General features: G+C 59.7%; 20 protein-coding genes and 2 pseudogenes. 17 read left to right on the top strand and 5 right to left on the bottom strand.

Annotated features, from left to right (window positions below; genetic code table 11):
• Positions 1–332: 332 nt before the first annotated feature.
• A pseudogene (locus GZH79_RS04035) lies at positions 333–590 on the top strand (integrase core domain-containing protein); the annotation flags it as partial.
• Between the two features lie 566 nt (positions 591–1156).
• Positions 1157–2392 carry a response regulator transcription factor gene (locus GZH79_RS04030; RefSeq protein WP_211642053.1) on the top strand — a complete coding sequence of 412 codons (1236 nt, stop codon included), beginning with the start codon at positions 1157–1159 and terminating at the stop codon, positions 2390–2392.
• An 89-nt stretch (positions 2393–2481) separates the two neighbouring features.
• On the opposite strand, the pseudogene GZH79_RS04025 reads toward GZH79_RS04030, so the two are convergent.
• Both GZH79_RS04025 and GZH79_RS04015 read right to left on the bottom strand, forming a co-directional pair.
• Positions 2482–2622 (bottom strand): annotated as a pseudogene (locus GZH79_RS04025) (transposase domain-containing protein); the annotation flags it as partial.
• Positions 2623–3788: 1166 nt separating this feature from the next.
• Entirely contained in the window at positions 3789–5747 is a 1959-nt protein-coding gene (locus tag GZH79_RS04015; RefSeq protein WP_211642052.1) for a bifunctional 2',3'-cyclic-nucleotide 2'-phosphodiesterase/3'-nucleotidase, read from the bottom strand.
• Between the two features lie 289 nt (positions 5748–6036).
• Between GZH79_RS04015 and GZH79_RS04010 the strand changes: the two genes are divergently transcribed.
• The 3 genes from GZH79_RS04010 (at position 6037) to GZH79_RS04000 (ending at position 9036) form a co-directional block, all read left to right on the top strand.
• Positions 6037–6855, top strand: a complete 819-nt coding sequence (locus GZH79_RS04010) for a DUF6880 family protein (protein WP_211642051.1) — start codon at positions 6037–6039, stop codon at positions 6853–6855.
• A 192-nt stretch (positions 6856–7047) separates the two neighbouring features.
• Positions 7048–8058: a 2-hydroxyacid dehydrogenase gene (locus GZH79_RS04005; protein WP_211642050.1), complete on the top strand. Its 1011-nt coding sequence runs from the start codon at positions 7048–7050 to the stop codon at positions 8056–8058.
• A 3-nt stretch (positions 8059–8061) separates the two neighbouring features.
• Positions 8062–9036: an L-lactate permease gene (locus GZH79_RS04000; RefSeq protein WP_349291153.1), complete on the top strand. Its 975-nt coding sequence runs from the start codon at positions 8062–8064 to the stop codon at positions 9034–9036.
• Between the two features lie 233 nt (positions 9037–9269).
• Here the strand turns inward: GZH79_RS04000 and GZH79_RS03995 are convergent, their stop codons facing one another.
• Both GZH79_RS03995 and GZH79_RS03990 read right to left on the bottom strand, forming a co-directional pair.
• Entirely contained in the window at positions 9270–10409 is a 1140-nt protein-coding gene (locus tag GZH79_RS03995) for a hypothetical protein (RefSeq protein WP_211642049.1), read from the bottom strand.
• A 331-nt stretch (positions 10410–10740) separates the two neighbouring features.
• The gene (locus GZH79_RS03990) at positions 10741–11847 is read right to left on the bottom strand and encodes an NADH:flavin oxidoreductase/NADH oxidase (protein WP_211642048.1); all 1107 of its coding nucleotides are present in this window, start codon (positions 11845–11847) and stop codon (positions 10741–10743) included.
• A 502-nt stretch (positions 11848–12349) separates the two neighbouring features.
• Here GZH79_RS03990 and GZH79_RS03985 point away from each other — a divergent pair.
• The 7 genes from GZH79_RS03985 to GZH79_RS03955 all read left to right on the top strand — a co-directional run bounded on the left by GZH79_RS03985 (position 12350) and on the right by GZH79_RS03955 (position 19760).
• Positions 12350–13957 carry an ABC transporter substrate-binding protein gene (locus GZH79_RS03985; RefSeq protein ID WP_211642047.1) on the top strand — a complete coding sequence of 536 codons (1608 nt, stop codon included), beginning with the start codon at positions 12350–12352 and terminating at the stop codon, positions 13955–13957.
• A gap of 28 nt (positions 13958–13985) precedes the next feature.
• A complete protein-coding gene (locus GZH79_RS03980; protein WP_211642046.1) occupies positions 13986–14963 on the top strand; it encodes an ABC transporter permease in 978 nt (325 codons plus the stop codon).
• A complete protein-coding gene (locus GZH79_RS03975; protein WP_211642045.1) occupies positions 14960–15850 on the top strand; it encodes an ABC transporter permease in 891 nt (296 codons plus the stop codon). The genes GZH79_RS03980 and GZH79_RS03975 overlap by 4 nt, the downstream gene beginning before the upstream one ends.
• Positions 15851–15860: 10 nt before the next feature.
• Positions 15861–16847, top strand: a complete 987-nt coding sequence (locus GZH79_RS03970; RefSeq protein WP_211642044.1) for an ABC transporter ATP-binding protein — start codon at positions 15861–15863, stop codon at positions 16845–16847.
• Positions 16832–17833: an oligopeptide/dipeptide ABC transporter ATP-binding protein gene (locus GZH79_RS03965; protein WP_211642043.1), complete on the top strand. Its 1002-nt coding sequence runs from the start codon at positions 16832–16834 to the stop codon at positions 17831–17833. The genes GZH79_RS03970 and GZH79_RS03965 overlap by 16 nt, the downstream gene beginning before the upstream one ends.
• Positions 17834–17846: 13 nt before the next feature.
• Positions 17847–18974: a M24 family metallopeptidase gene (locus GZH79_RS03960; protein WP_211642041.1), complete on the top strand. Its 1128-nt coding sequence runs from the start codon at positions 17847–17849 to the stop codon at positions 18972–18974.
• A gap of 105 nt (positions 18975–19079) precedes the next feature.
• On the top strand, positions 19080–19760 hold the full coding sequence (locus GZH79_RS03955; protein WP_211642039.1) for a glutathione S-transferase N-terminal domain-containing protein: 681 nt from the start codon (positions 19080–19082) through the stop codon (positions 19758–19760).
• An 80-nt stretch (positions 19761–19840) separates the two neighbouring features.
• Here GZH79_RS03955 and GZH79_RS03950 read toward each other — a convergent pair whose 3' ends face one another.
• Positions 19841–21430 carry an ABC transporter substrate-binding protein gene (locus tag GZH79_RS03950; protein ID WP_211642037.1) on the bottom strand — a complete coding sequence of 530 codons (1590 nt, stop codon included), beginning with the start codon at positions 21428–21430 and terminating at the stop codon, positions 19841–19843.
• A gap of 173 nt (positions 21431–21603) precedes the next feature.
• Between GZH79_RS03950 and GZH79_RS03945 the strand changes: the two genes are divergently transcribed.
• The 5 genes from GZH79_RS03945 to GZH79_RS03925 are packed head-to-tail and all read left to right on the top strand — an operon-like array spanning position 21604 to position 25775.
• Entirely contained in the window at positions 21604–22662 is a 1059-nt protein-coding gene (locus GZH79_RS03945; protein ID WP_211642035.1) for an ABC transporter permease, read from the top strand.
• Between the two features lie 2 nt (positions 22663–22664).
• Positions 22665–23570: an ABC transporter permease gene (locus GZH79_RS03940; RefSeq protein ID WP_211642033.1), complete on the top strand. Its 906-nt coding sequence runs from the start codon at positions 22665–22667 to the stop codon at positions 23568–23570.
• The gene (locus GZH79_RS03935; RefSeq protein WP_211642031.1) at positions 23567–24403 is read left to right on the top strand and encodes an ABC transporter ATP-binding protein; all 837 of its coding nucleotides are present in this window, start codon (positions 23567–23569) and stop codon (positions 24401–24403) included. Before GZH79_RS03940 ends, GZH79_RS03935 begins: the two co-directional genes overlap by 4 nt.
• Positions 24400–25194 (top strand): ABC transporter ATP-binding protein, encoded by a 795-nt coding sequence (locus GZH79_RS03930; protein ID WP_211642028.1) that lies wholly within the window; start codon positions 24400–24402, stop codon positions 25192–25194. Before GZH79_RS03935 ends, GZH79_RS03930 begins: the two co-directional genes overlap by 4 nt.
• Positions 25191–25775 carry a cupin domain-containing protein gene (locus GZH79_RS03925; RefSeq protein ID WP_211642026.1) on the top strand — a complete coding sequence of 195 codons (585 nt, stop codon included), beginning with the start codon at positions 25191–25193 and terminating at the stop codon, positions 25773–25775. Before GZH79_RS03930 ends, GZH79_RS03925 begins: the two co-directional genes overlap by 4 nt.
• Positions 25776–25784: the final 9 nt, after the last annotated feature.

Here is a 25784-nt window from a genome sequence, read left to right as displayed (position 1 = left end):
TATCATGTTCGAAGATCGCTTCAATGCGTAACTGTATCTGAAACCCGCATGCGCCAGACCAGATACACAGAGTTCATGACACTCCCCTCCGAAACCATCGAGTTCCGACAGGCGCAGAGACTTCCGCTTCAACGGCGGCCTCCTCATTGGACAGCCCCGCTGAAATCCCCCGCCAGAACTGGTATAGATCATCAGGCCGCCAGACCGGTGGCATGCTAGGTGACGACAATTTGCGCCTAATAGAGCGTTGGGACTTCCGTCTTCCTATCATTTTTTACACCTCCAAGGTCAGGGTGTTGCGACAACCAGTTGAATCCGTCTAATACTCTTATCACGATTATCCGAAGATCCTGCGCCAACATGGCTTCCAAGTCTCGATGAGCGGCAAGGGCAGTTGTTATGACAATGCCGCCGTCGAGACGTTTTTAAAAACCATCAAGGCAGAGCTGATCTGGCGAAGGTCATGGGAAACACGGCGGCAAGCCGAAATTGCAATCTTCGAATACATCAATGGCTTCTACAATCCGCGCCGCTGCCATTCAGCACTGGGCTGGAAAAGCCCAGTCGCTTTCGAGCGGAAGGTGGCCTAAACGAGCACCGGGGGCGGCACAAAAACGGGACAGGTCCACTGCAGCGATCCCTGACCGCCAAGTAACCGGTAAACAACTTGCCTGTTCCACAATTTAGGCAGCTGCCAATGGCACCACGGCTCATTGCTTTTTTATGTCTTTGGCAGGCTCGTTATAATCCATAAGTCAAAGAGTAGGCCTAACGAATAAATTTCAGCTTCGGCCCCCACGCGGGAAAACTGCGCAGAGGGTAATTTATAGCTGTGGACTCGCCTCTGGGCGGCTTGGATGTCTTTGTGCAAGACCGCTCGACCAGCGGCGTCGGCTCCATGCGAACACATTCATCGCCAGATTGAGCCCGACCGTAATAATCTCCGACATGACCGACCTCCTTTGTGGATCATCGCAGACCCACCTTGGCACATCCATGCCGTCGGGGGGCGGTTACATCATCAACGCCCGTTGACAGCGACTTTATTGCAATGAGGCACCTTTGCCGCCCCTGAACCATACTTTGGTCACGAACATACCGCGTAAATCAACCATCGTCTCAAAATCGTATTTGGTTCGGTGGGAGAGCAATTCTTATGACTGGTTCCATACTTGTTAGCACGGTTGCAGGTTTTATAGCCTCCCTTGTAGCTTATGGCGCAGGTGCCACATTCATCGAGATGGTATTTTTATTCGCTTTGGTCGCAGGAATGGCGTTCATTGCCACTGCTGGTTTGGCCTTTATCATCGGAGGGGCCAAACGGCTGATGGGCGATGATATCCCTAGCCATTACCGAACGACAGTCGATCAGATCAAACGATCAAAACCGCTTCGTTTGGGAACTGGATTATCGCCAGCGTCCACGCTTAAGATCCTTGCTGTCGACGACGACCCGCTGATCCTGGACCTTGTTTCGATGATCGCGCCAAGCCAAGCCGGGTTTGACGTAACCTCAGTGCTATCTGGTGAAGCAGCTCTGAAATATCTTGCTCAAAAGGACGTCGTCTTCGATTGCTTTTTGTTGGATATCGACATGCCTAATATGAATGGCATCGCACTTTGCGGAGCGATCCGAAAGATGCCCGGTTATATTCAGACACCGATCATCATGCTGACCGCTGCGCGTGATGCCCACAACATGGCAGAAGCATTCAAGGCCGGGGCGACAACCTACACCACCAAGCCGTTCGATGTCGAAGAGTTCGTAATGCGGCTCCAGTTCGTTTATGAAATGAAACTGTCAGGGGTCGCCGGCTCCGCCGCGTCTGATGCTCCACCACCGCTGGCAAAGCACACAAGGTCCCCGCGTAAGCCGTCCTTGGGTGCACCGGTGCCTGTGCCAAATTCATTGGTCGATAACAGCGTTATCGTTAACTTTCTGTCACAGATTCCGCCGCAGATTGCGCCGGAAATCCAGATTTTCGGAGTAACATTTACGCAATTGGCGACTTCAGCAAGACCGATTCCGCCACAGCAGCGGGAATCTTTTGAGTATAATGTCACGCTTGCCGCAAAGGAGTGCTTTGATGTAGAGGTTTTCCTAATTGCACCTTTCGATGATGATAGCTTTGTCGTCGTCACTACAGGGGTTGATCTATCACAACTCCCAGAGCTTGAAGCACAGTTTGAACGCAAACTGGCTCAACTTAATTTCTGGAACAGTGAGCTCAATGACCTGTCTTTCTTCACCGCGATCGGGGGACCTTTAAAACCGCAACCCTCACTGGCTAGAGATTCCGAGACGCGCATTCTGCGTTCGGTCCAAATGGCACGTCGCCGGGCCAAGGGAATCGCATTTGGAAATGAAGGTGTGAACGGTGGCTCTTCGTAAGAGCGCTGTGCTTTGTAGGGTCTGGACCCATTGATTTCTGGCGGGCAGCATGATTCACGGCTCGAAAACGAGCATAAGCGGTGCGCCGTTCACACCGGATTGACGTAGTTCCAGGGCAGCAGCAGGTTGATATCGGTTTGTTTGTGCCCGCCTGCGATGGCTTTCAGGACACCGGACAGATAGCCATGGGGCTCGATCCCGTTGAGTTTGCAGGTCTCGATAAGGGATGCTTTGTGAGTTTGACGAGCGCGATGAGAGGAGAAGTTGAGTGACAAGACCCTTTTGCAAGACCGGCTGTCAAATCTGACAGGTCCTGATCCCGCGCTTCGGTCTTCTTCGCCGCCTGGCTTTCGGCAAGCCTCTTGTGTTCACGCGCCATGACGTGGTCCTCCGGTCACCGCCGACATCACATCCGGGGCGCTCTATCGATCTGTTTTTAACAATGGCATCAGATGCCGCTTGACATGACCTTAACCGACCCAAGCGAAATTTGCAGAGTGATTCCGACTCACCGGACGACGTGCCTGTGGAAAACTATTTGGGATGGGTGGCGCTCGCCGCTGTGACAGGCCGGGAGAGGGGCTGATAAGGTCTGACATGACCGTCTTCACCTATCGATTATCGTAGACCCAACCCGGAACATTGATTCCGTCGAGGGGGGCGGTCACATCATCAAAGCCATCTTATGCGCCGCATGACAATATCGCCTCTTATATGACTTGTCCTTGGACTGGCGTTCTTACTTCAGTGTCGCCGCGCAATAACTATACATGGCTCCGCGCTTGATCGGAGATCGCATACGGCAACACCACGTCCCATTCGCAGGAGGTGCCGCGATTGCTGTATGTTTACCTCCGACCTGCATTTTCTTTCCTCACAGTATCGCCCATTATCGTCAGACCGATTTGGGCATCTCGGCTGACAGTTGAGCCATTGTCGGGAACGGCTGCGGCGCGACAATCAGGCAAAGATTCCGCGTCAATCTGGATGAGACGCCGCGGTGGGTGTGTGACGGAGGGAGGGCGTAGCCCGACCGGAGGCACACACCCACCGCGGCGCGCATTTCATGCGTCTGTGATCGCGGTCGGTCCGCTGCTGACAAAAAGGTAGGTCGAAACCAACTCTGCCCCTATGGTTCAAGGCGGAAATACAAGCGTTGCTGCGGCGGCCAGTAAGCTCGGGCCCTGACGCGATCCCGCCCAACACCGACATTCAGGAAGCACTGGATATTGCACCTCAACGTGACCTCGCGGCCGGTTTGCTTGGGGAAAGGATGGAGTCTGTTTTCGGGCCTACCTCTGACCCCCCCTTGGTTTGATGACGTCGTCCTCGACAGTTGCCGATCAATGTCGCCATGATGATGGGACCGGCTGCAGCAGCCGGCCCCATTTTGCGTTCAGAGGGCAATGCGATAGAGTGCGAAGCCCGCGTCTGTGTTTCCCGCCGGAGTTACATTCACGCTTTCCAGCGTTGCGGCATACTCCGCCGCACCCGGCCCAGTTTCGAACAGCACGCTGGTGCCGTCCATTGGTGCAAAGCTCCAGTTCGCGTCGGCCTCGGGGCTTATCGTCCCCTGTTCGACGATGTAGCGCACGATCACATCGCGGTTGGTGTCCGGGCCTTCAAAGATCACCGTGGATCCGTCCGCACCTGGGAAACTGCCGCCGCCAGATGCGCGGTAGTTGTTGGTGGCCACGATGAACTCCTGCGCGGGATCGATTGGTTCGCCCTCGAAGCGCAGATCGGTGATCCGGTTTGCATCGGGATTCAACATGCCGCCGTCGGCGTCGAACTTTGACGGCTCGCTCAGGTCGATCCGGTAGGTCAAACCGTCGATCACGTCGAAATTGTAGGACGGGAAATCGGGATTCAGAAGCTGTGCATCCTGTGCCCCTGGCTCAATCTGGTTGAACATGCCGGCGGACCGCTCCAGCCAGTCCTTCACCTGCGCGCCCGTGACCTTCACCGCGCGGACGGTGTTGGGATAAAGATAGAGGTCGGCCACGTTCTTGATCGCCACCGGACCCTTGGGCACGTCGGTGAAATAGTCGGGTCCGCCACGGCCACCAGCCTTGAAGGGCGCCGCCGCCGACAGGATCGGTAGACCCTCGTAGTCGGTGCCCACCATCTGCTGCTGCACATACCAGGTTTGGGCGTTGGAGACGATCTGCACAGAGGGGTCGTCAGCGACCAGCGCAAAATAGGAATAGAGCGGCGCATCGGTCATGCCGACCTCCGCGCGAACATAGTCCAGAGTGGCGTCGTGTTCGTGTTGGGTGGCTTCGAGGACCGCTTCCTGGTCTTCGACCAGCGCAGTGACGTCGCCATCCTCCGCGCGTTGCGTGATCGGGCGGGCTTCGACCGAGAAGTCAGCGATGCGCCAGCCGTCACCGTCGCGTTCCAGCATCAAGTCGACGAGGCCCATGTGGCTGCCCCAGAACCCGGCCATGACGCCGGGCTTGCCGCCAATCGTGCCAGCCTCGTTGTCCACGCCTGGCCATTCGGCGTAATCGGGGCCGGGAAAGACGCGGTGCGAGTGACCGCTGAAAATTACGTCGATCCCGTCGACGCCGCCCAAGGGGATCGCGGCATTTTCCATGCCGGGTTCATGGTCGGCGGCACCGATACCAGAGTGGGCGAGAGCAATGATGATGTCGGCGCCTTCGTCTTTCATCTGCGGGACGTAGGCTTGCGCGGTTTCAACGATATCCCGCACGGTGACCCGTCCTTCAAGGTTCTTGCGGTCCCAGTTCATGATCTGTGGCGGCGTGAATCCGATGATGCCGATCTTGATAGGGGCCGTTTCGCCCGCGCCATCCGTGATTTCGCGATCGAGGATCACATAGGGCGGCAAAAGGGTCTCGTCTTCCAGCGGCGTTGCACCCTCACTGGTCACGACGTTGGCCAAAACGACAGGGAAGTTGGTGTCGTCCACGGACTTCATCAAAAAGTCGAGGCCGTAGTTGAATTCGTGGTTGCCGACAGTCGCGCCCTCGACACCCAGCGCGTTGAAGGCGGCGATGATAGGGTGCACCGTCTCGTCGTCCATGCCTTTTTCATAGGCCATGTAGTCGCCCATCGGGTTGCCCTGCAGGTAGTCGCCGTTATCGAAAAGCATTGCGTTGGTGCTTTCGGCGCGGATCTGCTCGACCAGCGATGCGGTGCGGGACAGGCCAAGGGTGTCGACGGAACGGTCGGCATAGTAGTCATAGGGCCAGACATGGACATGAATGTCCGTCGTCTCCATCAGGCGCAGGTGAGCCTGCCCAGCCTGCGCAGAGGCGGAATAAGGGTGAAGCGTGGCGAAGGCGGCGGTGGACGCCAGAAAATGGCGGCGGTTCAACGTGATTGGCATGGATGTCCCTCGTCTGTTTCTGACATTCCTGAAGTGGACTGCCGTTCAGCTTCAAGATTCCCTGACTGTGCCAACCGATCAAGGCTTTTCTCTCGAAGCCTACCCTGCAATTGTCGAAATGCTGGAATGGATGTGGACGGGGTCTTATGCCCCCTAATGCCTCGTTTTTCAGAGCGTGGGCAGAGCTGCGCTGCAGCTTTCGTTCGGGTAGAGGAAGGTATGGACTTCAGGTCCGCGACGGCAGCGCTCGCAGTCCGCGGATCACGAGCCCTACGCCAGAGGGCCACAGTTGGCCGAGGGGATCGGAGCATGTGATGTCAGGAATCACGAAGCGTTTCGGCCTATTCTGCGATACGCCGGTTTGGCGTCAGGATCTTTGATGGCTCACTCTGTCCTCTCTCACGGTTTATGGGTATCGTTCTCGACCTATGGCACCATCGCCCCTGATGTGGCACGTCGTCTGATCGCCGCGGGGCGGGCGTCGGAAGCCTACGACATTTTGCGCGCGTCCATGACTCGCGAGGCGCAGACTTCGTTCCAGGCGTTCAATTCCAAGATGGATGAGGTGTATGAGGACTGCTTGAACCAAATGGGCAAGCTGGATGAACTGAAGGCGCATCTTTGGACCAGGTTCAAAGATTCCCTGAGCGCGCGGGCCTTGCGTGACTACCTCAAGCTCTTGCCGGATTTTGACGATGTCGAGGCCGAGGAGACTGCGCTTGATGTTGTCGAAGCCTATCCTCGGCTTGCCGCGACCATCAGTTTCCTCGTCGAATGGCCCGCGCTTGAGCGTGCCGCGCGGGTCGTGCTTGCGCGTAGGGGTGAGCTTGACGGCGATGGCTACACGACGCTGACCACCGCTGCAGAGGCACTGGACGCGCGCTACCCGTTGGCCGCGACACTTTTGCGCCGCGCGATGATCGAGGACACGCTGAACGGTGCAAAATCCACCCGTTACCGCCACGCGGTGCGCCATCTGGCGGAGTGCCAGGCCTCGGATCAGGCTATTACCGATTTTGGCGCAGTCCTGACCCATCAAGAGTTTGTCGCAGCGCTTCGGGAAAAACACGCCCGCAATTATGGCTTCTGGTCCTTGGTCGACGGCTGAGTGCCCGTTCTCAAGGCACCTGGGTATCCTCCATGTAAGCGAAAAACATCCCGGACGTGGTGTTCACAAAATCTGCGATGAGTGTCCGATGTCAGCCCACATCAGTGGCAGGCCTTGAACGGGCTCTTCACACGGCCTGCCAAATGGTATGAGCTTGGGGCAGTCTGTCACGCCAGCCACAAAGGTGCCCCGATGCAGTTAACCGTCTTCAGCACCAAGCCCTATGACCGTCAGTTCCTGAACGCGGCGAACGGCGACACGGGCCACGATCTGCGGTTTCTCGACGTGCGTCTTTCGATGGACACGGCCCCGCTGGCGCGGGGCAGCGATGCCGTCTGCATCTTCGTGAACGACACCGCCGACCGGTCCATTCTGGAGATACTCGCGCAAGGCGGCACGCGCCTTGTCGCGCTGCGCAGTGCCGGGTTCAACCACGTGGATCTGGTGGCGGCGCGAGAACTGGGGATCACCGTGGCGCGGGTGCCCGCCTATTCCCCCCATGCGGTGGCCGAGCATACCGTCGCCCTGATCCTTTCGCTGAACCGGAATATCCACCGCGCCTACAACCGCGTCCGCGAGGGCAACTTCGCGCTCGACGGGCTGATGGGGGTCGATCTGCACGGCAAGACGGTGGGGATCGTGGGCACCGGCACGATCGGTGCGGTGCTCGCGCGGATCATGGCGGGCTTCGGTTGCACGTTGCTGGGCCATGACATCGCGGTCAACCTGGAGTGCGCGGCGCTGGGGATGCGTTATGTGTCGCGCGACGAGATCCTCGCGCAGTCCGACATCCTGTCGCTGCATTGTCCGCTGACGCCCGAGACCCACCACATGATCGACGCCGACACGCTGCCGCTGCTCAAGCCCGGCATGATGCTGATCAACACCAGCCGTGGCGCGGTGATCGACACGCGCGCGGCGATCCGGGGGCTGAAGGACGGCACCATCGGCAGCCTCGGACTGGACGTCTACGAGGAAGAGGGGGACCTGTTCTTTGAGGACCTGTCGGCGGGTATGATCCAGGACGATGTCTTCGCCCGCCTGCTGACCTTTCCCAACGTTCTGATTACCGGCCATCAGGCGTTTTTCACCCGCGAGGCGCTGACGAAGATCGCGCAGACGACCATCGACAACATCGGCGCCTTTGCCCAGACCGGGACAGCGCTGCACGAGGTCTCGACCGAGAAGCTGGCGAAAGGCTGACCGGTGCAGGCACTTCTGGCCTCTGTGCCGATCGCGCTGGTGATCCTTGCGATGGCGGGGCTGCGTTGGCGTGCGGCGACCGCTGGTCTGATGGGACTGGCATGCGCCTTGATCCTGGGTGTTTGGATTTTCGATCTTGGCGCAACCTTTGGCCCTGCGGTTGCCGTCGGTGGTGCGATGGCCGAGGCGCTGTTTACGACGACGACGATCCTGTGGATCATCTTTCCGGCGCTCTGCATCTACGAGGCGCAGCAAAGGTCCGGTGCTTTCGACGTGATCGGTGATGCGCTGGCGGGGCTGTCGGACGATCCGCGCATTCAGGTGCTTCTGGTGGCCTGGTTCTTCGGGCTATTCATGGAGGGCGTGGCGGGGTTCGGCACGCCGGTTGCCTTGGCGGCGCCGATTCTCGTGGGGTTGGGCTTCTCGCCCGTGCGTGCCTTGACGCTGGCCCTGATCGGTCACGCGGCCGGAGTCTCCTTCGGGGCCATCGGGACGCCGGTTGTGCCGCTTGTGACGGCGACCGGCCTGTCCTCCGTCACACTCGCGCGGGACGCGGCGATCCTTCACAGCCTCGTCGGTCCCGCTCTGGTTATCGTTCTGTTCGTTATGGCGGGCGGGGCGGGGCGGGGCCCGCAAACCGTCGTCACTCTCGAAACCCGGTTCCGCGGACGCATCGACACATTGCGCCGCTACTTGCGTGTTCTTCGCATCATGGAGGTTCTGGCCGTCCCCTCGAAACGGCTGGTGCCTGAGCAGAACGACGCAGATGCCGATCTCGTCTTTACGCCCCAGAATCTGGCCGAAGACCTGATAGCAGCATTTGCGTCCGAAATCAGTGGCATCGTCCTCGACCCGTCCCGTGGGAACGGTGCAATAAGCAGCCGTAAGCCCAGCGATATGCCTATTTGTAGAAAACGCAATAAAATGTGGGCAGTCCCAATCTCCAGATTGGGTTGGGCACTAAGAAAAACTTTCTAGAGTATCTCTCTCCATCTCCCGGACCTCTCGTGTCACAACGCGGCTAAATATCTTTTTGATATCCGTGTCAGACTTGGTGTCTAGCGGAAGGGATCGCGCAGCATCGGGAGGGTCGCGCCGGGCCAGGTGTCATTAAGGTGAGCCATGCTTCGAACACCAGGTTGCATACCTCATATCTTTTCGTGACCAGCAGCTGCGCGCCGGGCCTATGCTGGCCCGATTTCAGGTAAGGTTTACTGCGCCTGTAGGGTCAAACCGTCGAGAGGGCAGGGCTTGTCCGTCGTATCCGACAGTGTGAAGCCCTGATCCGCTTTGGCAATGCCGCAGACGATCGGTAAAGAGGCCGGGTCCACATCGCCTTCGGCGTCCAACAGCGTCAGACGCTCGTCCTGGACCGTGTACTTGCCTGTGACGATTTCACCGATGCTGTCGTTAGACGCTTCGAACGTGCCGTCGGGGTTCAGCGTCAGCGTGAAGGGCCCGCCGGAATAGGAGCCGGGGCTGAGCGTCGGTGACGTGCCCGTGTCCGATGCGGCCTCTTGGGCCCCGGTCGCTTGGGCCTGAAGGTCGGCGATCCGCTGCTCGATCTCCGACAGCTGCTGGCTGCGGACGGCGAGGTCATCGGACAGCTGCGAGACCAGCGCTTGCACCGACTGGCGCTGCTCCTCCGCCGCGGCGTTATCCGCCGAAAGCTGCTCGCGCCGTTGGGTCATAGATTCCAAATCCGACGACACCTCGGTCCGCTGTTGCGTCAGCCTGTCGAGTTCAGCCGACGCCTCGGCGACGGCGGACTGAGAGGCAGCCTCGGCGTCCCGGGCTTCCTGCACCCGCTCTTCCGCTTCAGACGCCTCCTGCGTCAGGCTTGATGTCTGCTGCGTCAGCTCCGCAAGCTGTTGCTGAAGATCGGCCTCCGTAGCGCGTGCTTCGGTCAAGCGGTCGCCGGTGTCTGCCAACTCCTGCGTCGCTTCGGCCAGGCGCTGCTCCGCCTCGGCGCGCGCGCTGTCGAAGTTCGCTATCTCCTCTCGCATCGGTGCAAGGTTCTGCTGCGCCTGGTCGAGGTCAGACTGCGCCCGGGCCAGATCATCGCTGGCCGTTTCGCGTTGCTGCTGCACGTCGCTCAGCGCTTGTTGCTGTTCCGCGAGATCGGCTGCGACAGCATCGCGATCGCTGGTCAGGCGATCTCGCTCAGTCGTGATCACGGCAACCTCGCTGCGCAGGCTTTCGAGCGTTCCGGTTGCCTGCGTCTGGGATTCGAGGCGGGAGTCAAGGTTGGAACTGACACCAACCTGGTAAAGCGCGAAGATCCATCCGATTGCGGCCACGATGGCGAGAATGATCGGCACGGGCCGTTTGAACTCGGTGGCCTTGTCCATGGTGACGCTCCCTGCGGATGATTTGAATAAACCGCCCTTAAAGACGGTAAAGTTCAACTGCGAGGTGGCGCAGACGGTTCCCGATTTCAGCGCGTCTGTATCGCAGTATCCGTACGATGCCCCCGCTCTGACGGCGCGATGGAGCGCCTGCTAGATGTCCACCATGGATTTGGACACCTTGAGGTGGGCGATGGCGGGCAAGAAGGGGCAAAAGCGGCGGTTCTGGTCGGATGATGAGAAGCGCCTGATCTGCGCACAGGCAGCGCGCGCCTGGTGTTTCGGTTGCTCAGGTGGCGCGGCGCTACGCAATGAACAGCAACCTGATCCACCCTCATGCGGAGATGCGCAGGTAGAACGCGTAGAGCTTTGGCAGGATCGAGGCCGGTTCCGGATGGCCCAACTCTTGTGCGGCGCGGTAGGGCCATGCGGGATCCCGCAACATTTGACGGGCGAGGGCGACCATGTCTGCCTTGCCGTCTTCCACGATGCGGTTTGCAAGCTCGGGTTCCGTGATCATGCCAACGGCCATCGTTGGCAGTCCGATGTCATGACGGATGCGATCGGCGTAGGGCACCTGAAAGCCTGCGGGCGTTTTCATCTTCGCCATGCGCATTCCTGCGGGAATGCCGCCACCGGACGCATCGACCAGATCGACCCCTGCGCCTTTCAGCTTGGCACATAAGGCGACCGTATCGTCGAGGGTCAGTCCGCCGCCTTCGCCATCGACACAGGACGCGCGGTAGAGCACCGGCACGGTGTCCGGCACAGCCGCGCGCACGGCGCGAGCGACCTCGACCGGGAGTCGCATCCGACCCTCCAGCGTGCCGCCATAGGCATCTGTGCGCCGGTTGGACCAGGGCGACATGAAGCTGTGCAACAAATAGCCGTGTGCGCCGTGGATTTCGACCCCGTCGAAACCGGCGTCCAAGGCGCGTTTTGCCGCCGCCGCGAAGTCTGCGGCGATCCCCGCCATCTCTGACACCTCGAGGGCACGGGGTGTGTGCCAGCCGTCGCGGGCGGGCACTGGGGAGGGAGCGACGGTGTCCCACGGTGGTTCGTCACTTTGGGGGTCGAGCGGGCCGCCCCCGTCCCAAGGTCGCATCGTCGATGCCTTGCCGCCCGCGTGGTTGAGTTGCACGATCACGGGAATGCCTTGAGCACGGTACAAGGCGGTGATCGGTTTCCAAGCCTCGACCTGCGCGTCGGTGTAGATCCCGACGCATCCGGGGCTGATCCGTCCCTCGGCACTGATGCCCGTGGCTTCGACGATCGCGCATCCTATACCGGAAGTCGCGTAGCGTCCATGATGCGCCTGGTGCCAGATGTTGGGGACACCGTCGATCGCCTGATATTGGCACATGGGCGCGAGTGTGATGCGGTTGGGAAATGTCACGCCGCGTACAGTGAAGGGCGTGAACAAGGCTGGGACCTGTGTCATTGAGGGACTGCTTTCTGTTCAAAGTGAGAGGCGAGGACGCATATGTGCCCGATCCTGACTAAAGAAACCGGATGGGTGTGCCGCCGCACGTCTTGAGTACAGAAGTTACGATAGCGCACTCGACGGTCGCCTCAACCCGTTAGAGCGCCGTGAAGGTACGTCATCAGGCGGCACGGTCAAAACCTTCAGTGGGGGGCCGAGGTCAACGTATTTTTTGCCAAAATGTTGTAATAAATTAATATTTATAATCAGATTGTCAGTTTCCTGCCGCATTTTCGGAGGACTCTCATGAGAGATTCAAAGTGTTGCATATACGAACTTTTGTTCGCAATATGAATTATCGATGGACACGGCCGCCACTTCACCACTAAAATAATTTTACTGACGGTAAATAATCACGAATCGAGGCGGCGATTTTGAAGGCAATGTCATCCGTCACGCGCAGCCGTTTCACATGTGGGGCGGGGGTCGCTCCCTTTATACAACACGGAGGACACTATAGATGACCTTTCTGAAACCCGGCCTGTTTGCCGCGGCCGTGATGCTGGCCCTGCCAGTCGCCGCGCAAGAGGTCCTGACGATCGGCGTGCGGTCCGAAACCAGTTCGCTCGATCCCCATTGGACCCAGCTGTCCGCTGACGTTCAGGTGCATGAACATATTTTCGAGAAGCTGGTCGCGCTAGATGCGACGTCGCAGCCCATTCCTGGCCTCGCCGTCTCGTGGGCGCCCATCGACGAGCTGACGTGGGAATTCAAGCTGCGCGAAGGTGTGACGTGGCATGACGGCGAAGTGTTCAATGCCGACGACGTCATCTTTTCGTTCGACCGCCTGCGGGCAGGAATTTCCGGCGCGCCTGCCTCGCCAGCCTTCCACTTGGAAAAAGGGGCCAAGCAGTGGGAGCGGATTGACGACTACACCATTCACATCACCACGTCCGAACCTTATCCCACCGTTGCAGAAGACCTTGCCATGCTGGCGATCGTGGCCGAACACGCCGCCACCGGAGTGACGGAATCGGTCGATTTCAACAGCGGCCTTGCGACGATCGGCACCGGCCCATTCATGTTCGAGGAATACAGCCCGGGCAACCTTGCCAGCGTCGTTCAGAATCCGAACTGGTGGGGCGGAGAGATCGAGTGGGATCAAGTGGTGTTCCGTCCGATCACGCAGGATGCATCGCGTCTGGCCGCACTGCTGAACGGCGACGTCGACATGATCGACTATCCGCCGACCATTGATTTGCCGCAACTTCAGGAAGATCCCGACTTCACCGTCTCGACCATTCCGGCGGACCGGCTGATCTATCTGATGCCCGGCTACAAGCATGTCGAGCCGTTCATCACCGACAACGATGGCAACGTCATGGTGCCCAACCCGTTGCGTGACTGGCGTGTGCGCCGCGCTCTCAGCCTTGCCATCGACCGCGAGACGATCCGTGACCGTGTCATGGGCGGGGCGTCCTTGCCGACGCGCAACATCGTTCCACCGGGCTTTTTCGGCTACGTCGACGCGCTCGAAGCGGACCCCTACGATCTCGAGGAGGCACAGGCCCTGCTCGAGACGGCGGGTTATGGCGACGGGTTCAACATCGTGCTGCACGGTCCCAACGACCGTTATGTCAACGATGCCCGCATCCTCGAAGTGGTCGCACAGATGTGGAGCCGTGTCGGTATCACCACCGAAGTCGACGCCATGCCGCGCAACATCTTCTTTTCGCGCTTGATCCGTGGCGATGAACTGACGATCCCGGGTTTCGATGTGCCGGAGTTCTCCATGTCCCTGACGGGCTGGGGCACTGTGGCGGGCGAGGCGACCTATACCGTGTCCGGCACGCTCGAGACGTATAACGCGGCGACGGGCGGCGGAAACGGCAACTTCGGCCGATATTCCAACCCCGAAATCGACGCGCGGTCGGTTCTGGCCAAGCAGATGGTGGATGCCGATGAGCGCCTGCGCCTGCTGCAAGAGGCGATCACCATCGGCATGGATGACTACGCTTATATCCCGCTTCACTTCCAGGTGAACAACTGGGCCATGCGCGCCGGTCTCGAGCATCAGCCACGGACCAATGAACGCACCATGGCGATGGATGTATCGCGGGTCGACTAACCACAACACCGGGTGAGGCAAGGAAAAGATGACGGAATTTATCATCAAACGCGTGCTACAGGCGATGATCGTCCTGTTTGTCATGACAGTGCTGGTATTCTTCGGCGTCAACGTGATCGGAAATCCGGTCTACATCTTTGCCTCATCCGAATGCGATCAGGCTTGCCTGACGAAAACCATCGCGGAGCTGGGGCTGGACCGCCCGCTGTGGGAGCAATACTTCGTTTTTCTAGGGAACCTGCTGCAAGGCCATCTGGGCAATTCCTTTACCCACGGCATTCCGGCCCTGTCTCTGATCTTCGAGCGGTTGCCTGCCACGCTGGAGCTCGCCTTTTGCGCGCTGGCCCTTGCGCTTGGCATCGGGCTGCCCTTGGGCGTCTGGGCCGGACTGCGGCCCGACACCTTCATCAGCCGCTGCATCATGGCGTTTTCGATGATCGCTTTCTCTCTTCCGGTGTTCTGGATCGGTCTGATCATGATTCTGACGTTTTCGGTTCAACTCGGCTGGATGCCCGCCATCGGGCGCGGTGACACGGTCGAGGTGTTCGGCGCGGACCTGAGCCTGCTGACCCCCGACGGGCTGCACCATCTGGCCATGCCCGCCTTCACCTTATCGCTGATCATGATGGCGATTGTTATCCGGCTGACGCGTGCGGGGATGCGCGAAGTGATTTTTGCCGATTACATCAAGTTCGCCCGCGCCAATGGCATCCGTGAACGGCGTATCCTGTCGACCCACGTAATGAAAAACCTGCTGATCCCGATCGTTACGGTGCTCGGCATGGAATTCGGCGGTGTCATCGCCTTTGCGGTGGTGGTGGAATCCATCTTCAGCTGGCCGGGGGTGGGCAAGATGCTCATTGATGCGATCGGGGTCCTCGACCGTCCGCTGATCGTCGCCTACCTGATTTTCGTGGTCTTCATGTTCGTGGTCCTGAATCTTCTGGTGGATATCCTGTATTCGCTCCTTGATCCGCGAGTACGGCTGGGGGGCAACCAGACATGACCACGCTGTCGCACGCACCCATCGCAGGCTCGCCGCGCGAACTGGCGCGCCGGTTTCTGTCCGTCCCCAGTGCGGTCATCGCTTTAAGCGTGTTCATTCTGTTCTGCATCCTTGGCTTTGGGGCCCCGTGGATCGCGCCGCAAAACCCCTATGACCTGCGACAGGTCGATATCCTGGATAGCCTCATGCCTCCGGGCAGCGTGAGCTATACGGGGCTGACCTATTGGCTCGGCACGGACGGGCAGGGGCGTGATATGCTCAGCGCGATGCTTTACGGGATCCGCATTTCGCTTATCGTTGGGTTGTTGTCGGGGGTTCTTGCGCTGGTGTTCGGCACGTTTGTCGGCCTGATTGCGGCCTACCGTCGAGGCTGGGTCGATACCCTGCTGATGCGGATCGTCGATTTGCAGTTGTCGTTTCCGACCATTCTGGTCGCGCTGATCCTGCTGGTCATCTTGGGGCGCGGCGTCGACAAGATCATTTTCGCGCTGGTCGTCGTGCAATGGGCCTATTTCGCGCGTACTGTGCGCGGCGTCGCTCTTGTCGAAGGGGCGCGTGAATATGTGGACGCGGCACGCGGGCTGCGGCTTGGCGGGATGCGTATTCTGTTCCTGCACATCCTGCCCAATTGCCTGCCCACTATTCTGGTGGTCGCGACCATGCAGATGGCGATGGCGATCTCGCTCGAGGCGACGCTGTCGTTCCTTGGCCTTGGGTTGCCGCCGACGCGGCCGTCGCTGGGTCTGCTGATCGCGAACGGCTTCGATTACCTGCAATCGGGCCGCTACTGGATCAGTGTCCTGCCAGGTGTCGTGCTGCTTGCCATTATCATCAGCGCCAATGTGCTGGGCGACCGCCTGCGCGATATTCTGAACCCGCGACTGTGAGGACCCGCACATGACAGCCGTTCTAAACGTCAAGGATCTTTACGCGTCGTTCATCACGCCAGGGCTGACAGTCGCGGCTTTGCAAGGGGTATCGCTGTCTGTCGCAAAGGGGGAAATCCTCGGGCTCGTTGGAGAAAGCGGATCAGGCAAGACTTTGACCGGATTTTCTATCAACCGGCTGATCAGCCCTCCCGGTGAGGTGGTGGGCGGGCAGGTGATGCTGCACGGAGAAGATGTGCTCACTTTGAGCGAAGAAAAGATGCGCAAGTTGCGTGGTCGGAGGATCGCGATGATCTTTCAGGACCCGATGATGACGCTCAATCCCGTGCTGCGGATCGAGACACAGATGCGCGATGCGTTGCGCGCGCATGAAAAGATTGGCAAGGCAGAGGCGCGCAAACGGTCCATCGCCGCATTGGACGAGGTCGGCATTCCGGCCCCCGAAAGCCGCCTGCGCAGCTACCCCCATGAACTGTCCGGCGGCATGCGGCAGCGGGTCGCCATCGCCATCGCCCTGCTGCACAAGCCCGACGTGATCATTGCCGATGAGCCGACGACAGCGCTCGATGTCACCATTCAGGGCCAGATCCTGTCACTGGTGCAGGGCTTGTGCCGTGACAGGGGCACCGCCCTGATCTGGATCACCCATGATCTGGCTGTTGTGGCCGGCATCGCCGACCGTCTGGCGGTGATGTATGCAGGCCGCGTGGTCGAGGTGGGCCCCGTCGATGACCTGCTCGATGCGCCAGCGCACCCTTACACGCGCGGACTAATCGAGTCCGTTCCGGCCCGCGGCCAACGCGGTAAGCGGCTCAACCAAATCCCCGGACGGATGCCATCTTTGGCGGATCTGCCCGACGGGTGTTCCTTCGCGCCGCGCTGCGAGCATGCAACGGCGGCCTGCGCCGCACTTCCCGATATGGAAGCCTTTGGTCCGACGCGTTCGGTGCGCTGTTTCCATCCTTTGATGGAGCGCGCATTATGGGCGATGAGGTGATCCTGTCTGTCCGCAATGTGACCAAACGCTTCGGCGGACGCGGCGATCTGATTGCCCGTGGGCTCAACCGGCTGGGCTTGGCCGCACCGCGTGCGGTGGTGCACGCGGTCGAGGATGTGTCGTTCGATTTACACAAGGGCGAGGTCCTTGGCGTTGTAGGCGAATCCGGATGCGGCAAGTCCACGCTGGGGCGCATGGTCGCTGGCCTGCTCGAGCCGTCCGAAGGCGAAGTTGTCGCGAAAGCCAGCGGGGCCACCAGCGGTGCACTGCCGATGCAGATGATTTTCCAAGATCCGTTTTCATCCCTCAACCCGCGCAAACGCGTGTCGGAGCTGATCGGTGAAGCGCCGCGCGTCCATGGCATCGTGCCGCGCCCGGATCTTGACGCCCATGTCGCCGATATGATGGAGAGATGCGGCGTCGACAAGAGCTACCGTGACCGGTTCGCCCACCAGTTTTCCGGCGGTCAGCGCCAACGTATCGGGATCGCGCGGGCCTTGGCCGTCCGGCCCGAAATCCTCGTGTGTGACGAGGCGGTGTCCGCGCTCGATGTCTCGATCCAAGCGCAGATCGTGAACCTGTTCATGGACCTGCGGGATGAATTCGGCCTGACCTATGTGTTCATCAGTCACGACCTTGGAGTGGTCGAACATATCTCTGACAGGATCGTGGTGATGTACCTTGGCCGGATCGTCGAAAGCGGACCTGCGGAGGAGATTTTCGCGAGCCCGCAACACCCCTACACCCGTGCTCTGATCGACGGCGTGCCGAGGTTGGACCGTCGCCGCACCGTTTACGCGCCCATCAAGGGTGACATTCCGTCACCGATCAATCCCCCCAAAGGCTGCCATTTCCACCCGCGTTGCTCGCTGGCACACGCGCGGTGCTCCACCGAACGCCCCTTGTTGCGCGACATCGCAGCTGGCCGTCAGGCGGCCTGCCACCTTTTCGAGACAGATGCCAAAAAGGAGTTTTCAATTGGCTAGCTATGCACAAAGAATGAAAAAGTTTCTCGGACTGATCGACGGCAAGGCCGATCTGATCTTTTTCCCGATGGGAACCGATCTGGATTATGTGACCGGCATTCACCGCGAAATTCCGACCTATGGACGCAACTTGCATCCCGGAATGTGGCTGGAGGGCATGTGGATCGCGCCCGGCCGCGACCCGATCCTGACGCTGCCGCGTATGACGGCGGAGTTCGGACAGATCGGAGGCACCGATGGCATGGACGTGCGGGTCTTGGGCGACTGGGATGACCCGCGCGACATGGTGCGCAAGATCATCGCCGACCTGAACGTCAAAGATGGCGCCACCGTTGCGGTCAGCGACGATGCCGAGGCTGAATCTCTGATTGAGTTGCAAAACCTGATCTCTGGCGTGCGCTTTGCCTCTGGCACCGATCTGTTGCGCCCTATGCGGGTGATCAAGGATGCGGACGAGATCGAAAAGCTGCGGGCGGCCGGAGTGATTACCGAAAAAGCGTTTGCCGCGACAGTGGCGCAGATGAAGATCGGGATGACCGAACTCGATGCCGTTTCCGAGATCGACTACCAGATGAAAAAGCACGGCTCTCTGGGGCCGTCTTTCACCACGTCGCTTTATAACACCGGGCCGAACCACCCGCTAAAGTTCGGGGATAAACTAGCGAGCTGGCCCCGGGTGCTGACGCCGCCGGTATCTGTGTTGTTCGATTTCGGCGCGATCCTGGACGGGATGTGCTACGACTTTGGGCGCACGGTCTGCTTCGGGCAGCCGAGCGAGGAACAGGTGCTGGTTCATAAGCTGATCATGGACAGCCAACGTGCCGGCATCGAGGCGCTTAAGTCCGGTTCGGTCACATGTGAAGCGGTCGACAAAGCCGCACGCGACGTCATTGATGACGCTGGCTACGGCGACAAGTTCCGCCACCGTTTGGGTCACGGGATCGGGTGGGACGTTCACGAACCGCCATTCCTGACCAAGGACGACAAGACAATGGTCGAAGAAGGGATGATCTTTACGATCGAGCCGTCGATCTTCCAGGACGGATCGGTCAGCGCCCGTGTCGAGGATTGCATCGTTGCCCGCCCCCACGGTGGCGAGGCGCTGACATCCGGATTTCAGGACCTGATCATCATCGAATGACCTGATGTCGGGACCGGACTGACACCTCCAGACCGCGCGCGCCTGTCCGACCATGGACGGCGGGCGCGGTTTTTCATTTTTCACGCATCCCCGAGAGTACATCCAATGATTGATTTCTATTTCAACGCCGCCCCGAACCCGATGAAGGTGGCGCTGTTCCTTGAAGAAAGCGGCCTTGTGTATCGCGCCAAACCGTTGGACACCAAACTGGGCCAGCAGCACACGCCTGAATTCCTGTCGATCAATCCGAACGCCAAGCTGCCGGCGCTGATCGACGACGGGGTGTCACTGTTTGATAGTAATGCGATCCTGCTTTATCTGGCCGAGAAGACAGGAACTTTTCTGCCGCAAGATGCCGCTTTGCGCGGACCGATGTTGTCGTGGCTTTTTTTCGTGGCCTCCGGCGTCGGGCCGTATTCCGGGCAAGCGGTGCATTTCCAGCATTTCGCCGTCGACAAAAGCCCGTATGCCGTCAAGCGATACCGCTTTGAGGCGCGCCGTCATTGGCAGATCATAGACGACCAGCTGGGCAAGGGACGCTATATGCTGGGCGATGACTATACCATCGTCGACATGGCGGTTTGGGGGTGGGCGCCGCGTATTCCGTTCATGCTGGACAACGACTCCGCAGCAGGCTTCACCAACATCAAAGGTCTTATGGACGAGCTGAACGAGCGGCCTGCTGCGCAGCGTGCCCTTGCATTGCCGGGTCAGCACCCGTTCAAGACCGAGATGGACGCCGCCGCGATCCGGTTCATGTATCCGCAGATTTTCAGCGACGAGTAAGTTTTTCGCGCATCAGCTTCACAAAAAGAAACAGCCGCCGGACATCCGGCGGCTGTTCGCATTTTGAAGGTCGGGCGAGATCAGCTTTTCTCGACCAGGCGGTAGAAGACGAGGTCGGAGCTTGCGCCGTGGACGTAGCCTTCCACGTTGTCAGCCATGCCGACCTGAAGTGTCCCCTGGAACATGATGAAGAAGGGCGCGGCGTTTTGCACGTCACTCTGAAGGTCCAGATACATCTGGTTGCGCACCTCCGGATCGGACTCGACCAGCGCGGCCATTGTTCGCTCGTTGAACTCTTCCGGCACGGCCCACGCGTTGCGCCATGTCGTCGTCGAGATATAGGCATCGTCCGAGTTGTCGGCGTTATAGGCAAAGGCCTTTGCGTTGGAGTGTGGATCGTTGAAGTCCGGCCCCCAGTACAGCATGATCGCTTCATGCTCGCGGGCACGATACTTGGTGATGATGCCTGCGGTAGTACCCGGCGTGATTTCGAAGTTGATACCGGCATCGGCAAAGCTTGCCTGGATGGATTGCGCTACATCGGTGAAAGGGGCGAAGTTGAACACATCCAGTTCGACCGTGATCGGCAGCTCAACGCCTGCATCTTCGAGGATCTGCTTGGCGCGTTCAGGGTCGTAGCTGAACGGGGTCTCTTCCAAAGCGCCGGGGAAACCGGTCGGCCAGAAAGCCTGGTGTTTCTCCATCTGGCCCAAAAGCAGCGTGTCGGCCAGACCGTCATAGTCGATCAGGTAACGGGATGCTTCCCAAAGGGCAGGGTTGTTCAACGCGTCCACTTTCAGGTTGTACGCGATGAAATGCACGGTCGCCTGTTTATACGTCCCGACCTCGAAGCCGTCGTCGGGCAAGCTGGCGATCTGTTCCGGCGTCATGTTGCGGGCGATGTCGACGTCACCTTGCTGCAACAGCAATTGCTGGGTTGCCGCCTCTGCCACGTGGCGCACGATGACCTGATCCATCGCGGGCGCGCCACGGTAATAGTCTGGGTTTGCGGCAAAACGCAGCAGTTCCGACGGGCGGTACGCATCGAGAACGAAGGCCCCCGATCCGGCGGTGTTCTGGTTCAGCCAGGCGTTGCCAAGGTCGCCGTCGACCTCGTTTTCCATGACCAATTCACGGTCCACGATTGACGCAGGCCGCGCCGCCAGAACGTTGAGCACAAAGTTCTGTGAATAGTCGCCGGTGTATTGAACCGTCACGGTGTTGCCTTCGCCTGTGACCATCTCTTCGACGTTCTCGGGGGTCCAGCCCAGCTGGGTCAGAATGAACGCCGGGTTCTTTTCAAGCTTTACAACGCGGGCGAACGAAAACACCACGTCTTCCGCGCGCACGGGATTACCCGAGTGAAACGACACACCGTCGCGCAGCGTAAAGGTGATGGTCTTGCTTTCGGCGTCAGCCTCCCAGCTTTCGGCCAAACCGCCGACCAGAAGGGTGGTGTCTTCGGCCTCGTACTGGACAAGTCGGTCATAGACGTTGGCCATGATTTCGCTGGATGTGAATTCATAGGCCTGCGCGGGGTCGATGGCGACAATATCGTCGATATTTTGCGCCACGACGAGCACGCCGGGCGGCGTTTCCGCAAGAGCGCTGGTCGAAAGCAGCGGCACGGTCAGTAACGCTGCTGCGATGGTGCGGGTGAATGTCTTCATGATTGAAACTCCATGTTGGATCGAACGTCGACGGAACCTGAACAGTCAGGGCCGATTCTGATGCCTTGACAAACGGCGGCAGTAAAACTTCTTTAATGCTAGCAAAGATGACTTTACATTCAAAGAACTTTTGTTCGTAATGCGAACATTCCTGTGTCTGGAGGTTGGCAAGCATGAGTGCCCTCACACCTGATGGCGATCTGCGCCGCACCCATCGTCTGCTGGGCGGTGCGGGCATCGTGGCGCGGTTCGGGGTCGTGACGGCGATGACATTTCTTGGCCTGCTTGCGATCACCTTTTTTATCGGGCGCGTCGTTCCGATCGACCCCGTCGTTGCGGTCGTCGGCGACCGTGCCTCGCAAGAGGTTTACGATGCGACATTCCTCGAAATGGGGTTGGACCGCCCGTTGATCCAGCAATTCGCCATCTATGTGCGCGATGTCGTCACGGGAGATTTCGGCATGTCGCTGTCCACGGGCCGTCCGGTGATGGAGGATCTGATCCGCTACTTTCCCGCGACCTTCGAAATGGCAACGTTCGGCATCCTGATCGGTGTGGTGCTTGGCGTGCCGATGGGTGTGGTTGCGGCGGCCCATGCCGGAAGCTGGCTTGACCAGATCATCCGGGTGCTCGGTTTGCTGGGCTATGCGGTGCCTGCATTCTGGATGGGGCTGGTCGCTTTGGCCGTGTTCTACGCGGGGCTTGGCTGGTCCGCAGGGCCGGGACGGCTTGATATTTTCTACGACGGGCTGGTGCCCACGGTGACAGGCATCCTCACGGTGGATGCGATCCTTGCAGGCGACTGGGTGATTCTGCGAAACGCGCTGTCGCATCTGGTGTTGCCGTCCGCCATCCTCGGCTTTTTCAGTCTGGCCTATATCGCGCGCATGACACGGTCGTTCATGCTTGAACAGCTCCAGCAGGAATTTGTCACCACCGCGCGGGTCAAAGGCGCGAGTGAGCGGGCCGTGATCTGGAAACATGCGTTTTATCCGATCCGGGTCCAATTGATCACCGTGATCGGGCTGTCCTACGCGGTTCTTCTGGAAGGGTCGGTCATGGTCGAGATCGTGTTCTCTTGGCCCGGCATCGGAAATTACCTGACGACGGCGCTTTTGACGGCGGACATGAACGCGGTCCTTGGGGCGACGATCCTGATCGGCGCCGTGTTCATCGTGATCAACCGCACGTCCGACGTGCTTTATCATATCTTCGATCCGAGGAGCCATTGACGATGGGGGCCATGAAGCTCTGGTTGACGGCCGATGCGCCTGACTCTCGTTGGCAGGCACAGGCGGGCCAGATCTACGCGATCTCGCGCAGTTTTGCGCGCAATCCACTGGCGATGCTGGGGGCGGTGATTGTCGGTTTGCTGGTGCTGGTCGCGATGTTCGCGCCGTGGCTTGCGCCGTATTCGCCGACTGGCCAGAACCTTTCGATGCGGCTCATGCCACCCAGTGCCGAGAACTGGCTGGGCACGGACGAATTGGGCCGCGATATCCTGAGCCGGATCATTCACGGGTCGCGCATCACGCTGTTGATCGTAGTCATGGTAGCCGTGATCTCTGCGCCGCTGGGCCTGCTGATCGGTGCGATCGCGGGCTATTTCGGAGGCTGGACAGACCGCGTCCTGATGGCTGTCACGGACGTGTTCCTCTCGCTGCCCAAGTTGATCATGGCGCTGGCGTTCGTGGCGGCACTGGGGGCGGGATTGCAGAACGCGATCATCGCGATTGCGGTGACGGCATGGCCCGCCTATGCCCGGATCGCGCGGGCCGAAACGCTGACGTTTCGCAATTCGGAATTCATCGCGGCGGTTCAACTGCAAGGCGCCTCGAACATGCGCATCATCGGGCTGCACGTGTTGCCGCTGTGCATGTCGTCCACGATCATCCGCGTGACCCTTGATATGGCCGGCATTATCCTGACGGCCGCTGGGCTGGGCTTTCTGGGCCTCGGCGCGCAGCCGCCCTTGCCGGAATGGGGGGCGATGATCTCGCGCGGGCGGTCGTTCATCCTTGATCAATGGTGGGTCGCGACGATGCCCGGACTTGCTATCATCATCATCAGTCTCGGCTTTTGTTTTCTGGGCGACGGGCTGCGCGACGTGCTTGATCCGCGCCAGAGGGACGGGCGATGAGCGCGCCCTTGCTACAACTGCGCAACCTGCGCGTCTCCTTTTCCGGCCCGCGTGGTCCGGTGGACGTCGTCAAAGGCGTGTCCTTCGATCTGGGCCGCGAACGTCTGGGCATCGTCGGAGAGAGCGGTTCGGGTAAATCCCTTACCGGGCGCGCCTTGTTGCGGCTGCTGAAGCCGCCCGCGCGGGTCACGATAGACAGGCTGGTATTCGATGGCATGGACCTTCCGTCGCTCAATGAACGCCAAATGCGCGCCGTGCGCGGTGCACGGATTTCGTTGGTGATGCAGGACCCGAAGTATTCGCTCAATCCGGTGATGACGATCGGTGTCCAGATCGCCGAAGCCCTGCGCCTGCACGAAAAGCTTCCGCGCCGCGAAATACACGCCCGTGTCTGTGACATGCTTGAACAGGTCCGCATCGATGATCCTCAACACGTGATGAAACTGTATCCGCATCAGGTGTCCGGCGGGATGGGACAGCGCGTGATGATCGCGATGATGCTGATCCCGCAGCCCGACATCCTGATCGCGGACGAACCGACCTCTGCCCTTGATGTGAGCGTGCAGGCGCAGGTGCTCGACCTGATCGAGCAGATGATTCTGAAAAACGGAATGGGTTTGATTCTGATCAGTCACGACCTTGAACTGGTCGCACGGTATTGCGACCGCGTTCTGGTGATGCGTCAGGGCGAGGTCGTGGAAGAATTGGCGGCAGACCAGTTGCATGCGGCGCGCCATCCCTACACGAAGGGGCTCTTGGCGGCTGTGCCTCGCATGAACGAGACGCGCACCGTGCTTCCGGTGATGGACCGCTCCGAGGTATACGAAACATGAACCCGGCGCTGCACGTAGAAAACCTGTTTGTCCGCTATGGACGGGTCGACGTCGTCAAGGGCGTGTCGTTTTCCGTGGCCAAAGGCAAAAGTTACGCTTTGGTGGGGGAAAGCGGTTCCGGCAAGTCGACGATCCTGCGTGCGATCGTCGGAATGGCCCCGGACTGGCGCGGCAAAACGCTGATCGACGGCGAAACGCAAGTGGCCTATGGCAACCTCGACTTCGCGCGCCATTGCCAGATGGTGTTTCAGGACCCCTACGCCTCGCTTCATCCGCGCCGCACTGTCGACGCCACCTTGCTGGAGCCGTTGAAAATACATGGCATCGGCGGTGGGTCGGCAAAGGTGGCGGACATGCTCGAGGCCGTCGGGCTGGACCGCCGGTTCCGCTACCGGTTCCCGCATCAGTTGTCGGGCGGGCAACGGCAACGGGTCGCCATTGCGCGCGCCCTCATGCTTGAGCCGCACCTGCTGTTGCTGGACGAACCGACCTCCGCCCTCGATGTGAGCGTGCAGGCCGAAATCCTGAACCTGCTGGTCCGCCTGCGACAGGAACGCGGGTTGACCTATCTGCTTGTGACGCATTCGTTGCCTGTCGTCAGTTTTCTGTGCGACCGGCTGGGTGTTCTGCGTCAGGGCGGGATGGTCGAGCAGGCGGGCATCGAAGTGTTGAGGGAGGGCACATTTGCCAAACCCTACGCACAAGAGCTATACGCATCGAGCCTAGGGGCCGGAGACCGTGCTCGACAAAAGAGCCTGCCCATGGCCCCTGAGACGGAGAAAGACGTTTGAATGAAGTCACCGAGATAACCGGCCTGCGGATGGGCGAAACCATCCGCGCCCGTCGCAAGAAGCTGAAGCTGACATTGCAAGAGGTCGCGGATGACGCCGGTGTGTCGATCGGCTACGTGAGCCTGATCGAACGGGACAAGTCCATCCCGACGCTGACAACGCTGGCCAGCATCGCAAAGGCACTGGGCGTCGGAATAGAGTTTTTCATTTCCCGTCCAACGCCGAATGAATGCGTCAGCCATGCCAAGGACCGTCAGCAATTCCTGATGGGGACGACGCAAGTCCGCTACGAACGCCTCGGTGCAAGTTTCGCGGGGCATGAACTCACGTCGTTCATCATGGTTCTCGAACCCGGCTACACGTCCGAGATCGTTACGCACAGCGGCGAAGAGGTTGTGTTCATCCTTACCGGTGCGCTGGAATTGACGATCGACGGTAACAAGATGGTCTTGGCCGAGGGCGACAGCGCCCATTATGACGCCGCCCGCCCGCATGGTTGGTCGAACATGTCGGACAAGACAGTGCGCCTGCTTTGGACGGGAACGATCGATCTGTTCGAGGACCGCCCCGAGCCCGAGTAGGCGCGCAGG

The sequence above is a fragment of the Loktanella sp. SALINAS62 genome (assembly GCF_018263905.1).
GTDB lineage: Bacteria > Pseudomonadota > Alphaproteobacteria > Rhodobacterales > Rhodobacteraceae > Loktanella.
Note: the sequence above shows the minus strand (reverse complement) of the source record. Positions and strands in the feature narration are given on the sequence as shown.